The organism is Mesorhizobium sp. Root695 (genome assembly GCF_001428185.1).
Classification (GTDB): domain Bacteria; phylum Pseudomonadota; class Alphaproteobacteria; order Rhizobiales; family Rhizobiaceae; genus Mesorhizobium.
This window is the reverse complement of sequence record NZ_LMHO01000014.1, coordinates 25333-38467: the sequence shown is the minus strand read 5'-3', so window position 1 is coordinate 38467 and position 13135 is coordinate 25333. Positions and strand designations below refer to the sequence as shown.

The following is a 13135-nucleotide window of genomic DNA, read 5'->3' as shown; positions in this document are numbered from 1 at the left end:
TTCCATTCTGAAGGGCAGGCTCATGGCATCTGTTGCATTTCTCGGTCTTGGTGTGATGGGCTATCCGATGGCCGGGCACTTGAAGAACAAGGGCGGCCACGACGTCACCGTCTACAACCGCACCAAGGCTAAGGCTGAGCAATGGGTTGGCCAGCATGGCGGCAGTGTGGCGGTGACACCGGCGCAGGCCGCCGAGGGCAAGGACTTTGTCTTCTCCTGTGTCGGCAATGACGACGATTTGCGTTCGGTGACCACGGGTCCGGAAGGCGCCTTCAAATCGATGAAGAAGGGGGCGGTCTTCATCGACAACACCACGGCCTCGGCCGAGGTTGCGCGCGAACTGGCGGCGGCGGCGCAAGCTGGCGGTTTTTCGTTTCTCGACGCGCCGGTCTCCGGCGGCCAGGCCGGCGCCGAGAATGGCGTGCTGACCGTCATGGTCGGCGGCGAGCAGGACGCTTTCGACAGGGCCAGGCCCGTCATCGATGCCTTTGCCCGCATGGTCGGCCTGATGGGGTCGGCCGGTGCCGGCCAGCTCACCAAGATGATCAATCAGATCACCATCGCCGGCCTCGTGCAGGGTCTGGCCGAAGGCATCCATTTTGGCAAGAAGGCCGGGCTCGACATCGAGAAGGTGATCGAGGTGATTTCCAAGGGCGCCGCCGGTTCCTGGCAGATGGAGAACCGCCACAAGACGATGAATGCCGGCAAATATGATTTCGGCTTCGCCGTCGACTGGATGCGCAAGGACCTTGGCATCTGCCTGGCCGAAGCCGACCGCAACGGCGCCAAATTGCCGGTGACCGCACTTATCGACCAGTTCTACAAGGATGTGCAGGCGATGGGCGGCAAGCGCTGGGACACGTCTTCGCTGCTGGCGCGTCTCGAAAAATAGGTTTCTGCGGTGGCAGAACTCTCGCCTCAGTCCAGTGCCGGGGAAATTGTCGCCCACTTGTGCGCCATCGGCTCGGAGGAGAACCGCCTCGGCATGGTGCGTTACGGTATCAAGATCGACCGCGCGCTCGGTGTCTCGCACGGCGTGCAGCGACAGATTGCCAGGAAGATCAAGCGCAACCACGAGCGCGCCTTCGAGCTGTGGGCGACTGATATCATGGAGGCGCAGTTCATCGCTTCCGTCACGGCTGACCCGCAGCGGTTTTCTGCTGAAGATGCAAGAAGATGGGCGGCCAGTTTCGACTCCTGGGACATCGTCGATGGCGTCTCGGACCTCTTTGTCGATACGGACGCCTGGAAAGAACTGATCGCCGAATTCGCGGCCGACGAGCGGGAATTCGTTCGACGCACGGCCTTTGCCATGATGGCCTGGTCTGTCGTTCACCGGAAGAAGGAGCCGGACGTGACCTTTCTCGCCTTCCTGCCGATCATCGAAGCGCATGCCACCGACAGCCGCAATTTCGTGAAGAAAGCCGTGAACTGGGCGCTCCGGTCGATCGGCAAACGATCCATAAATATGCACGGCGCTGCCCTTGCTGTCGCCGAACGACTGGCGCAGTCGACCGACAGGACGGCGCGCTGGATCGGCAAGGACGCAGTGAGGGAACTGACCAATGCCAAGACGCTCGCGCGGATCGCCGCCACGAAAAGCTGACGGACCGGAAATCCGCTTCTCGGAGGTGACGCGATCGACGCGCGCCGATTTCGAAAACCTGTTCGAGCAGCCGGGCGGGCCGAAATATTGCTGGTGCATGGCCTGGCGCAACCTTCCCAGCCGCGAGCATGTCCCGAACGACGAGAAGAAACGGGCCATCATTTTCGCTCATCGAGGCCGATACGCCCGTCGGCATCGTCGCCCACGTTGAAGGCAAAACCGTAGGTTGGTGCTCGGTCGCGCCACGCGAGACCTATCGCCGGCTCTCCCGGCAGCAGGACGACAGCGAGACCGGCGTATGGTCGATCGTCTGCTTCTATGTGCCGAGAGCCTTGCGCGGCGGCGGGCTGGCGGCGGCGCTGTTCGACGCGGCGATAAATCACGCCTTCCCCAAGGGCGCCAGCACGATCGAGGCCTACCCGATCGATCAGGCGTCGCCGAGTTACAGTTTCATGGGCTTTCGCGACATGTTCGTGGCTCGTGGGTTCCGGGAGACTGGGGTGGCCGGTTCTCGCCGACATGTGATGCGGCTCGAGCGTTGACGTCGTTGCTGGCGGAGTCTTTACTCCAAATTCAAAGGACGCGGCCAATGAGCAAATATGTCAGATCAACCATAGTGCTCGCAGCCGCGTTGTTGGTGTCGGCTGCCGCTGATGCCTCGGGCGAGACCGCGCATATATTCTGGAAGGATCTGCGCCCGGCTACGCAATCCGCCGCCGAAAACGTCGGACTGCCGATGATCGCGGCAAAATTGCCTGACCGTGGCGAGACGCTGTCCGTCAATCTGCAGGACAAAAGCATTCAGTTGGCCGGCTATGCATTGCCGGTCGATCGCGATGGTGATCTCGTCTATCAGTTCCTGCTGGTGCCGTGGACGGGTGCCTGCAGCCACATGCCGACGCCGCCGCCCAACCAGATCGTTCTGGTCACGCCGGCTCACCCTTACAAGATGTCGGAAGCCTACCAGCCGGTCGCCGTCACCGGGGCGCTGAAGCCGGACATGGAGAAGAGCCAGCTGTTCATCCTCGACGGCGTCAGCGTCATCCAGTCGGGCTACAGCGTGCGCAAGGCAAACGTGGTGGGCGTCGACACAGTGCCGGATACGATCACGCTGCCGGTAAACTCACCCTGGAGTTTCCTCAACAAAAAGAAGAACTAAGCGGGACGATCTTGTATGAGGTCCAGCTCAGGCGGCGTTGGCACCCGATTCCTTGTCCAGCACCATGTAGTCGAGCGGGATTTCGGTCGTGTACTTGATCTGCTCCATGGCGAAGGACGACGACACGTCACGGATTTCGATCTTGGCGATCAGCCGCTTGTAGAAGGCGTCATAGGCAGCAATGTCGGGCACCACGACGCGTAGGAGATAGTCGACGTCGCCGCTCATGCGGTAGAACTCGACCACCTCGGGAAACTCCTGGATGACTTCCGAGAAACGCCGCAGCCATTCATGGCTGTGCGAATTGGTACGGATCGACACGAAGACAGTGACGCGCACATTGACCTTTTCATGGTCGAGAATGGCAACGCGCCGCTTGATGACGCCCTCTTCCTCGAGCTTCTGGATGCGTCTCCAGCAAGGCGTCGTCGACAGCCCGACTTTTTTGGCGACATCGGCGACCGCGAGTGTCGCGTCCTCCTGCAAGAGACGGAGAATTTTTCTATCGAGGCGATCCATATCGTGCTCCCAAGGGAATAGATTGCCTATACTCTGCCTTATCCAGGCCTTTCACAAGAAAGAAATTCTGCTGATCGGGCAAAAAGCGAGTGATTTCTTGCTGAAAGGTCAACTAAGGCGATAGCGGATTTCCGAACGCAGAAAAGGCAGCAAATCCATTTCAAACCATGGATTCTTCTTCAGCCAGCCGGTGTTGCGCCACGACGGATGCGGCAGCGGCAGCACTTTCAGGCCGACGGAATTCTCCCAGATGGCGCGCCAGTCCATCACCGTTTCCGTCAGTGAAGGCCGGCGCGCCGCACCCATGTGCCAGGATTGCGCGTAGATGCCGATCGTCAGCACCAGGTCGACCCGTGGCATCAAGGCCATCAAGGGCGCGCGCCAGGCCGGCGCGCATTCGCGCCTCGGCGGCAGGTCCCCGCCCTTGGCGTCCTGGCCGGGAAAACAGAAGCCCATCGGCACGATGGCGAACTTTTCGATGTCGTAGAATTCGCTACTCGTCACGCCCAGCCAGCTGCGCAGGCGGTCGCCGGAGGCATCGGTGAACGGCATACCCGATAGATGCACCTTGGTCCCCGGCGCCTGGCTGGCGATCAGGATTCGGGCGCTGGACGATGGTCGCAACACCGGGCGTGGTTCGTGCGGCAACGGCTTGCCGACCGGGTTCTCCACGCAGATGCGGCAAGCGCGGACCGTGGCAGTCAAGCTTTCGAGTTCGACAGTCATTCTCAGGCTGATGCGCTCGGACGGCTGGAGACGGCCTGATGCCAGCGCAACACATTCGCGCATTCATCCGGCACCTTGATGCGTGCCGGCTTCATGAAGTCGACGGCGATCAGGCCAGTGATGTCGGCGATCGAATAGCTGTCGCCGGCGATGAACTTCCGGCTGCCCAGTTCGCCGTCCAGCAGCCCGAGGAACTCCACGGCCTTCGGCTTGTTGGCCTCACCCCATTCGGGGATCTGCGGGATTTCCCATTCCTTCATGGCCGGATGGATGTGGCGAAAGGCCTGCGCGACACAACTGAGCAAATTGAACTCCATCCGTCTCTGCCACATCTCGACCTGCGCCTTGCCGAGCGCGCCGCGCCCGAACAAAGCGGGTTCCGGATGCAGCTCCTCGAAATAGCGGCAGATGGCGACGGATTCGGTGATGACGGTGCCGTCGTCGAGTTCCAGCACCGGAAGGCGTTGCAAGGGATTGCGCGAGCTAACCGCCTGCTGTCTGTGCTCCAGCGCGCCCATGTCGATGGGCACCTGTGGAACCTCGATGCCTTTCTCGGCCAGGAAAACGCGGACCCGCCTTGGGTTGGGCGCCCGCCCACCGTCGAAGAGTTTCATTCTATCCTCCGTTCGTTCTCGGTTCCAGTTCCAGGACGGGTATCACCAGAAGCGAAAAATCTCGCGCACGGCATCGCCGATCGACGCCAGCGTGCCGTGCTTTCTCTCTACGACTTCGCCGTGATGGCTGTCGCGCCAGTCTTGCGGCTGGTCGAATGTTCCCGACCAGATGCCGGCCTTTCCCGTACGGGCGGTGGCTTCCTCGCTCTCGAAATCGCCATAGGCAACCGCCCAGCCCGCCTCGACCTGCGCGCGGTTGAGATCCTTGCCGCCGGCGGTGCAGTCGCCGAGCAGCCGGCCATAACGGTCACGCTGCCAGCCGGTACAGGAGACGGGCTTGCCGGCGATCAGGCGCACAAGCGACTGACGCGCAAGCGTGCCGCAGGGATAGTCGGCACCGTTCCTGCGGCAAGTCTGCGTATACTCCGGAGCATCAATGCCGCGCATGCGGATGCGCTCAGTGCCAAGCGTGATCGAATCGCCGTCATTGATGATTGCCACGCCCTGCGTCTTGCGGGTTTCAACCCGGTCGAGGCGGGCCGCCAGCAGGATCAGCAGCCCGAGAATGATTGATGTAAGCCCGTAATCCACCAGCCGGCGCCACAGGCTTCTGGGTGGCGCAACGTATCGCCGGCGCGGCCTCGGCGACCAGGATCGGCTCATATGGCAAACGGTTGGTTAATCATTCGAACGTAGCTTAACACTTGGAAACCGCTGCTCGTATAAATTGAAGTTTTGATGCCCTTGCAACGCTCGAACACAGCGGACAAGTTCATTGTGGACCGCAGGAAACCTCATCGCAACAGCGATGTGGCGCGCGCGGTGCGCAAGACGCGTGACCGTCTTTCGCAGCAGGCCGGCAATCCCGATTTCGATCGCGAACTGCTGAAGCTCCACGCCCGCGCAATGACAAGCGGCGCCATCGCCATCCCGCTTCTCATCCTGGCGATCGCGGCTGCTGGCCGGTTGGCCGGCGTCGGCAACGAGATCGGGCTCTGGGCGCTGTTCACACTGACCTGCTACACCGTCGTCGCCTTCATGGCGCGGCGCATTGAGCGCACTGAAGCTTCCGACCTCAACCCTTTGCAAACACGACGGGAATTCCTGATCTGCCATTTCCTTTGCGGCCTCGGCTGGGCCTGGTTCGTCTGGCTTGGCTGCGGCGCCTGCCAGATCGACCAGTTCCAGTTGGTCAAGGCCGTGGTGCTGCTCTTCGCCATGGCGGCGACCGCGGTGATGACCTCATCTCTGGGCGGGGCGCTGTTGGCGACGTTTGCCGTTCCGGTGGCGCTCTATGCCTATGTTGGGTTCAAACTGTGGATGCCGGTTGAGGTAATCATGGCCGGGTTGCTGGTCGTGTCGCTGCCCTTCTTTGCCTATGTGTCCCGCCACCTCAACCGCTCGTCCCTGATGGTGTTGTCGTTCCGCTCTGAAAAGGATGCGCTGATCGCCGAGCTGGAGACGGCGAAATCGATGTCCGACGAGGCGCGGCGGCGGGCGGAAGACGCCAATCTGGCGAAATCACGGTTCCTCGCTTCGATGAGCCACGAACTGCGCACGCCGCTCAATGCCATTCTTGGCTTTTCCGAGGTGATGTCGAACGAGGTGCTGGGGCCGATGAGCAATCCCACCTATCGCGACTACGCCCACGACGTGCATGAATCCGGCCAGCATCTGCTCGACCTGATCAATGAGATCCTCGACCTGTCGCGCATCGAGGCTGGCCGCTACCAGCTCAATGAAGAGCCGGTGATGCTGCTGAACATCGTCGAGGATTGCTGTCACATGATGGAACTGAGGGCGCGCAACAAGGACATCCGCGTCGTCCAGGATTTCGAGCATCAGTTGCCCCGCCTGTTCGCCGACGAGCGGGCGGTGCGGCAGATCACGCTCAACCTTCTGTCGAATGCGATAAAATTCACCGCCACCGGCGGCGAAATCCGCGTCCGCGTCGGCTGGACGGCGGGCGGCGGGCAATACATTTCGATCAAGGACAATGGCCCGGGCATACCGGAAGACGAAATCCCGGTAGTGCTCTCAGCCTTCGGCCAGGGTTCGATTGCCATCAAGAGCGCCGAGCAGGGCACCGGGCTTGGCCTGCCGATCGTGCAAGGCCTGCTTGCCATGCATGGCGGCGAGTTCGAGCTTCATTCCAAGCTGCGCGAAGGGACAGAGGCGATCGCCATCTTCCCGCTGAGCCGGGTGATGGAGGAATTGCCCGCACTGCCGACAGCAGCGGTTGCGGCGCGACGGCGGTAGGCGAAGTCGTTGAGATGCAAGTGTGCCAGGTGCTTAGCCGCGCGCAGCCGCAGCCATGCCCGAACTGGTCAGCGCGGCGGCCTTGACCAGGCCCGCGGCAAGAGCGGCCCCTACCCCTTCGCCATGGCCGATGCCCAGATCAAGCAACGGGCGCAGGCCGAGCCGTTCGGCGGCGCGGGCGTGTGCGGGCTCTGGCGACAGGCTGGCGAGCAGGCAATGCTCGAGCGCGGCAGGGTTGGCGGCGTGCAGCACCGCTGCGGCGGCCGTTGCAGCGAGCCCGTCGAGCAGCACCGGAATCTTCTGCATCCGCGCGGCAAGGATGGCGCCGGCGATTGCCGCGAACTCACGGCCACCGACCCGGCGCAGCGCCTCGAGCGGGTCGCCGAGATGGCCACCGTGAAAGGCCAGCGCCGCATCGACAACCGCCGCCTTGCGTAACTGCATCGCCGCATCGGCGCCCGACCCCTGGCCGACCCAGTCGACGCCCCTGCCCCCGAACAGCGCTGCAAACAGGGCTGCGGCGACGGTGGAGTTGCCGACGCCGAGATCGCCCAGGCACAAGAGATCGGTACCGCCCGCGATCGCTTCCATGCCAAAGGCCATGGTGGCGGCACAGCCGCGCTCATCCAGTGCGGCGTCTTCGGTGATGTCGGCGGTCGGGATGTGCAGGGCAAGATCGAAAACCTTCAGCCCGAGATCGTTGGCAATGCAGATCTGGTTGATCGCAGCACCTCCGGCAGCACAAAGCTCGACCGCATTGACGGTCGCCGCCACCGGCCGTGGCGAAATGCCGTGCCTGACAACACCATGATTGCCGGCAAAGACCGCCATCAGTGGTCTTGTCACCGCGGGCGGAGCCCGCCCGCTCCAGGCGGCCAGCCACGCGGCGATGTCTTCGATGCGGCCAAGCGAATTGCTTGATTTGTCGGCCTTGGCAAACAGCGTGCGCATGCGGGCCTTGGCTGTCGTATCGGCCGCCGGCAGATTGGCCAGCAGGTTGCGGAAATCGTCGAAAGGCAGCGCGCTGGTCATCTCGTTGGCAATCATTCCCTGGAGTTGGTGAGCGGCATAGCCGCCTTGCGTGGTTGGCACAACCTCCTGGATCATGGTCCTGCATTTGACGCAAAGCTGGCCGCGAAGGGCGCAATCGCGGGGGCTTGCATTGGCTTTGCCGTTGCACCATGTGGTGATGGAACACCGGGTTCCGGTCGGAAGCCCAAGAGAAAGTCATGACGGCCATCGAATCTCCCTGCATCCTGGTCTGTTCGATCGACATGAAAACCGGCTTCTGTTTCGGGTGCGGCCGCACGCGCGAGGAAATCGGCGGCTGGATCGGGATGACGCCGGAAACGCGCCGCAGCGTCATGGCTGAATTGCCTGCCCGGCTGGAAACGGTCGAGCGCCGGCCGCGCCGGGAAACGCGCCGCACCCGCATGGCGCGCGAACGCGACGCGCTTTCGTGAGGCGCGGATGAGCCGACTGTTCTGGATACTGATGGCCGCGATCGGGGTGGGAGCAGTCCTGCTGATGCTCAACGATTCCGCCGGCAGCACGCTTGGCGTCGAAAATTATGATTTCAGCCGGCTGATCTGGCTCGGCGCCTTTGGCGCCCTCATCGGCGCAGGCCTGCTTCGCTCGGGCAGGCCCCTGGGCGCCATGGCCCGCAACCTCGGCGCCTGGGTGGCGATCGTGCTCGCGCTGATCGCCGGCTACCAGTATCGTTATGAGTTGCAGGATGTGGCCAGCCGCGTGACCGCTGGCCTTGTTCCCGGCAGCCCGCTGGCCCTCGGCGTCGAAGACGGTCACGCCACAGTGACGCTCGACAAGGCGGACAATGGCCATTTCGAAGCGCGCATCCTGGTCAACGGCAACCCGATCCGAGCCGTGGTGGACACCGGCGCGACCAGCACCGTGCTGACGTCGCAGGATGCGCAAGCCGCCGGGTTCAATCCAGCGGCGCTCAATTATACAATACCGGTTTCGACCGCCAACGGTATGGCGCGCGCCGCGACCGTCAAAACCGATGAGATTGCGATCGGCGGTATCGTGCGCAGGAACATGCCGGTCATGATCGCCGCACCCGGCATGCTCAGCCAGTCCCTGCTCGGCATGAACTTCATCAGTTCACTGTCGGGCTTCGACGTGCGCGGCGACCGCATGATCCTCAGGGATTGATTCTCGAAGCTCAAGCCGCTTCGGCTGCTGCTCCACCGAAATCGACGGCGGCGAAAGCCGCCTTAAGCACGTCCGGTCCGGCTCCGGGTCGGGTCGCGTCGGTGGACAGGATCTGGCGGTAGCGGCGCGCACCGGGCAAACCGTGGAACAGCCCGACCATATGACGCGTGACGTGGCCAAGCCGCCCGCCCTGCTCGATATGGCGTGCCGCATAGTCCGCCATCACATCGATCAGCGCGGCGAAATCGAACGGCTCGGACTGAGCACCGTAGAAAGCCGCATCGACGCCGGCCAGAATGCCGGGCGTGTGATAAGCGGCACGGCCAAGCATAGCGCCATCGACATGGTCGAGATGCGTCCGAGCCTCTTCAATCGACAGAATGCCGCCATTGATGCCAATGAACTCGTTGTGTTTTCTGGCCTTCAGCCGATAGACCCTGTTGTAATCGAGCGGCGGAATGTCGCGGTTCTCCTTGGGGCTCAGCCCTTCCAGCCACGCCTTGCGCGCATGCACCCACAGCGCGTCGGCGCCGGCGTCGAAAACACCATCCGCCAGCGCATCGAGGGCCGGTTCCGGATCCTGGTCGTCGACGCCGATGCGGCATTTGACGGTGACGGGAATTGTCACCGCCGCTTTCATCGCCGCGACGCAGCCGGCGACGAGGTCCGGCACCTTCATCAGGCAGGCGCCGAACGTACCCGACTGGACGCGGTCTGACGGACAGCCGACATTCAGGTTGATCTCGTCATAGCCAAAAGCCTCGCCGATGCGCGCCGCCTCGGCAAGTTTTTCGCGATCCGAGCCGCCGAGTTGCAGGGCGACCGGATGTTCCGCTGCATCGAAACCGAGCAGCCGCTCGCGCGCGCCATGGATGACCGCGTCGGCCACCACCATCTCGGTGTAGAGCAGCGCACGGCTCGTCAGCTGGCGATGGAAGAATCGGCAATGCCGATCCGTCCAGTCCATCATCGGCGCCACGGCCAGTCTATGCTCTTGATTTTGCAGCATTTTTTCTTTAACATCAATTCGTTAGTCGAAAGCGCGGCTACGCCACTTTACGCCAGAATACGACCCTTTTCGCCACGTTTCGATCTCTCACTGCACACGGAGCGCACACGAAAAATGGCCACCTACACAAAACTCTCGTCCGGCTCTTGGCGCGTCCAAGTCCGTCGTAAAGGTCGCTATGTCAGCGAGACCTTCCTGCGCCGAGACGACGCACGACGCTGGGCAACCGACGCCGAGCGCCAGGTCGATCGCGGTGAGACGCCGACCAAGTCCCGTACGGCGCGCCTGAAAACCTTCGGCGAACTCATCGACCTTCATATCGACGACATGTGCGATGTAGGCAAGTCCCCTCTCCGCTCCAAGGCCGCGACACTCGACATGCTGCAGAGGCATCTTGGAAAGTGCAATACGGCCGCTCTCGATCGCGAACGGCTCATTCGTTTCGGTCGCGATCGCGCCGCCCAAGGCGCTGGACCGGTGACCCTCGGCATCGATATCGGCCTGATAAAACTCATTCTATCCCACGCTGCTGCGGTGCACGGCCTTCCTGTCAAAGTCGAACCAGTTGATCTCGCGCGTATCGCCCTAAAGAGGCTTGGCCTTGTTGGCAAAGGGCATGAGCGCGACAGGCGGCCCACCCAGGATGAGTTGGACAGGCTGACCGCTCATTTCGATGCAAACCCTCGTCAGGCTGCACCGGTTAGCCAGATCATACGTTTCGCCGTCGCAACCGCGATGCGCCAGGAGGAAATTTGTAAGGCTCGTTGGTCCGATCTGGATTCTCGCACACGAATGATTCTCATCCGCGACCGCAAAGACCCCCGCAACAAGAAAGGTAACAATCAGCGCATACCGCTGTTCGCGGCAACCGGATACGATGCGTGGGCCATTGTTGAGGAGCAGCGCGCAAAGCGAAGCAATGACGATGATCGAATTTTCCCGTTCAACCATCGGTCAGTCGGAACGGCCTTCCGTCGAGGGTGTGCTGATCTGAGCATCCACGACCTTCATTTTCACGACTTGCGGCACGAAGGAACGAGCCGCCTTTTTGAAGCTGGGTTTACAATCGAACAGGTAGCGCTGGTCACGGGGCACAAGGATTGGAAGATGTTGCGGCGCTATACGCACCTCAAGCCGGAAATGCTCCACACTATCCAAGCGGCATAGGCTGCGTAGTTGACGCGATTGCTTATCAGTCCGCAATCTCGGCGGCGGCCATGGCCAGTTTTCTGACAATAGTACGACCTATGGCGAGTAGCTGACAAAGCAGCGCACGAACCCCGTCAGTTGCCCGGCCAGCTTTGGGGCGCGTATGCCTGCCGCCCTAGTTGCTGGTTGGTCGAAGCCGTTTGGCAGTTCCTCCCACCGCGGCGCGGAAGGCCGCATCGAAGTTTACGCCGGCGATCGCCCAGCTTGCATCTTTCGCACTGAGAGGAAGCCGCCAAGTGGCATGCCAACCCGGCTCGTTGGTCTCCCAATCAAGACGACCGACCAAGATCGCGTCAGCGCCCAGTCTGGACTTTAGCGTCATTAACTTCTCCGCCGACAACTCGTCTATCCTCCCAGGCGCGATCGCTGCCGCTGCAAGATCGGCTTCTTTGGCGAATATCACGGGTATCGAGAAGCGCGCCGAGGCATCCGCAAAGCTCGCGCGCAGGTCGGAGCCGTGGGCGCCGTCTGCCGCGAGCATATAGCGACGCGCCATATCGGTGACTTCGAGGACGATCCCCAGCTTCGGTCGCGGACCCAGCCACGGCTTCTCACCCAGCGCAGCCATGGCATCGTCCATCCGCCTTCGGTCGAACTGGAACGTGAGATCAAAGGGACGGTCGCGTGTTCCTTGCTCATCATGTATGGGAAAACCGAACATGCGATCGTGATACGTATAAGACCAAACCATGGCAGTTGCCCGGATCGCCAACGACGCAAACACCGGATTTTGCGCGATATCAGGATTTCCCGTCAACTTTTGCGCCGCCAGTTCGAAGCCCTGTGGGACGGCGGGTACGCGTGTTTCTTCACGATCTCCAGTGACGATGACGCTTGAGCGATAAAGCACATCGTCATCCGCTTGCGCCAGGCTCGAGAATGCGAACCATGCCACCAACGTCAACAAGGTGGCATTCATGGAAACCTCCCAGCCCTCTTGAGTAACCGTATAAACGGTTACATACTGCAGAGATGGAATCAACCGAATTTGTCCGTACCTACCTCTCGCCGCTTGGTCCCATGCGCATGTTGGGCGGCGCGCCGGCGCTCGACCTTGCAAACACCTTGCACTGGCGTGATGGGAGCGAGGTCGATTTCATTCCGACGTATCAAGATATGTTGGCGTTTTGCGCTCCCGCCCAGTTGCTGTCTGACGACGAGGGGCATGCGCTCAGGCGCATGGCGGAAAGTCATGGGAGCCTGGCCGGCAACGTGCATCTCGAAGTCCTGAGGCTGCGCGACGTGTTGAAATCGTGGCTCACTGTTTCGGCACGAAATCTGAACCACGAAATAGCGCCGAACGAACTCGCCTTGCGTCACGTCCGGGAGGGTATAACCCGGGCAAGCGGCACAGCCGGCCTTGGCGACATTCTGAAGCTCAAGGCCGATTCCGCAAATGAGGCCATTCACCTGCCCTTGCGCCGGTCCGCGGCCGCGGCTGCCCTGTTGGTGCTGTTTCCTCCGCGAAACGACATCCGGCAATGCGAGGCCGACCATTGTGGCGGCTTCTTCATCAATGACAGTCGCTCGAAACCGCGGCGCTGGTGCTCTATGGATGGTTGCGGCAATCGCGCCAAGGCAGCGCGCTATCGCCTGGCACACCGAAAATCCATCGCTTAGGATTCACCTTAGGCGCGGTCTTCAAATGCAACAATGGTGACACGCAGCCAGCAGAAACTCTGTCGTGCAGAACCAACGAAACGACCTTTTCAGCCAACGAAAAGTCGCCTCCCAGTCACCTCGGCTCGAACCTTAGCTAGGTCGTTTTGAAAGATATGAGGCCCATACAGCTACTATGCTTTTGGCCGGGAGCACATGGTTCGGTTCTGGAACGAACGAGCCCGAGAGCTGCCACTCCG

General features: G+C 61.7%; 16 protein-coding genes. 9 read left to right on the top strand and 7 right to left on the bottom strand.

Annotation, left to right across the window (positions count from 1 at the left end; translation table 11 throughout):
• Positions 1-22 precede the first annotated feature (22 nt).
• The 4 genes from ASD99_RS15870 to ASD99_RS15855 all read left to right on the top strand — a co-directional run bounded on the left by ASD99_RS15870 (position 23) and on the right by ASD99_RS15855 (position 2765).
• Positions 23-892, top strand: coding sequence for an NAD(P)-dependent oxidoreductase (locus tag ASD99_RS15870; protein WP_056587688.1), 870 nt, complete (start codon positions 23-25; stop codon positions 890-892).
• Positions 893-901: 9 nt separating this feature from the next.
• Entirely contained in the window at positions 902-1606 is a 705-nt protein-coding gene (locus ASD99_RS15865; RefSeq protein ID WP_057144233.1) for a DNA alkylation repair protein, read from the top strand.
• 128 nt (positions 1607-1734) lie between these two features.
• Positions 1735-2148 (top strand): GNAT family N-acetyltransferase, encoded by a 414-nt coding sequence (locus ASD99_RS15860; RefSeq protein ID WP_244497768.1) that lies wholly within the window; start codon positions 1735-1737, stop codon positions 2146-2148.
• A 47-nt stretch (positions 2149-2195) separates the two neighbouring features.
• Positions 2196-2765, top strand: coding sequence for a DUF3299 domain-containing protein (locus ASD99_RS15855; protein WP_057144232.1), 570 nt, complete (start codon positions 2196-2198; stop codon positions 2763-2765).
• 27 nt (positions 2766-2792) lie between these two features.
• Here ASD99_RS15855 and ASD99_RS15850 read toward each other — a convergent pair whose 3' ends face one another.
• The 4 genes from ASD99_RS15850 to ASD99_RS15835 form a co-directional block, all read right to left on the bottom strand.
• A complete protein-coding gene (locus ASD99_RS15850; protein ID WP_006205209.1) occupies positions 2793-3284 on the bottom strand; it encodes an Lrp/AsnC family transcriptional regulator in 492 nt (163 codons plus the stop codon).
• Positions 3285-3392: 108 nt separating this feature from the next.
• Complete coding sequence (locus tag ASD99_RS15845; protein ID WP_056587674.1) at positions 3393-4073, bottom strand: uracil-DNA glycosylase family protein; 681 nt, start codon at positions 4071-4073, stop codon at positions 3393-3395.
• Positions 4013-4624 carry a glutathione S-transferase gene (locus ASD99_RS15840; protein ID WP_056587670.1) on the bottom strand — a complete coding sequence of 204 codons (612 nt, stop codon included), beginning with the start codon at positions 4622-4624 and terminating at the stop codon, positions 4013-4015. Before ASD99_RS15840 ends, ASD99_RS15845 begins: the two co-directional genes overlap by 61 nt.
• A gap of 42 nt (positions 4625-4666) precedes the next feature.
• On the bottom strand, positions 4667-5287 hold the full coding sequence (locus ASD99_RS15835) for a thermonuclease family protein (RefSeq protein WP_057144231.1): 621 nt from the start codon (positions 5285-5287) through the stop codon (positions 4667-4669).
• A 75-nt stretch (positions 5288-5362) separates the two neighbouring features.
• Between ASD99_RS15835 and ASD99_RS15830 the strand changes: the two genes are divergently transcribed.
• Positions 5363-6883 (top strand): sensor histidine kinase, encoded by a 1521-nt coding sequence (locus ASD99_RS15830; RefSeq protein ID WP_056587663.1) that lies wholly within the window; start codon positions 5363-5365, stop codon positions 6881-6883.
• Positions 6884-6916: 33 nt separating this feature from the next.
• Here the strand turns inward: ASD99_RS15830 and ASD99_RS15825 are convergent, their stop codons facing one another.
• Entirely contained in the window at positions 6917-7915 is a 999-nt protein-coding gene (locus tag ASD99_RS15825) for a nicotinate-nucleotide--dimethylbenzimidazole phosphoribosyltransferase (RefSeq protein ID WP_057144254.1), read from the bottom strand.
• A gap of 197 nt (positions 7916-8112) precedes the next feature.
• Here ASD99_RS15825 and ASD99_RS15820 point away from each other — a divergent pair, with 197 nt between their 5' ends.
• Positions 8113-8346: a DUF1289 domain-containing protein gene (locus tag ASD99_RS15820; RefSeq protein ID WP_057144230.1), complete on the top strand. Its 234-nt coding sequence runs from the start codon at positions 8113-8115 to the stop codon at positions 8344-8346.
• 7 nt (positions 8347-8353) lie between these two features.
• Positions 8354-9058 (top strand): TIGR02281 family clan AA aspartic protease, encoded by a 705-nt coding sequence (locus ASD99_RS15815; protein WP_057144229.1) that lies wholly within the window; start codon positions 8354-8356, stop codon positions 9056-9058.
• A gap of 10 nt (positions 9059-9068) precedes the next feature.
• Here ASD99_RS15815 and dusA read toward each other — a convergent pair whose 3' ends face one another.
• Positions 9069-10067 carry a tRNA dihydrouridine(20/20a) synthase DusA gene (gene dusA, locus ASD99_RS15810; protein ID WP_057144228.1) on the bottom strand — a complete coding sequence of 333 codons (999 nt, stop codon included), beginning with the start codon at positions 10065-10067 and terminating at the stop codon, positions 9069-9071.
• A 114-nt stretch (positions 10068-10181) separates the two neighbouring features.
• Between dusA and ASD99_RS15805 the strand changes: the two genes are divergently transcribed.
• Entirely contained in the window at positions 10182-11234 is a 1053-nt protein-coding gene (locus ASD99_RS15805; RefSeq protein ID WP_057144227.1) for a site-specific integrase, read from the top strand.
• A gap of 157 nt (positions 11235-11391) precedes the next feature.
• Here the strand turns inward: ASD99_RS15805 and ASD99_RS15800 are convergent, their stop codons facing one another.
• Positions 11392-12195 (bottom strand): DUF2066 domain-containing protein, encoded by an 804-nt coding sequence (locus ASD99_RS15800; RefSeq protein WP_082583303.1) that lies wholly within the window; start codon positions 12193-12195, stop codon positions 11392-11394.
• Positions 12196-12248: 53 nt separating this feature from the next.
• On the opposite strand from ASD99_RS15800, the gene ASD99_RS34300 reads away from it, so the two are divergent.
• Positions 12249-12896, top strand: coding sequence for a CGNR zinc finger domain-containing protein (locus tag ASD99_RS34300; RefSeq protein ID WP_082583302.1), 648 nt, complete (start codon positions 12249-12251; stop codon positions 12894-12896).
• Positions 12897-13135 lie beyond the last annotated feature (239 nt).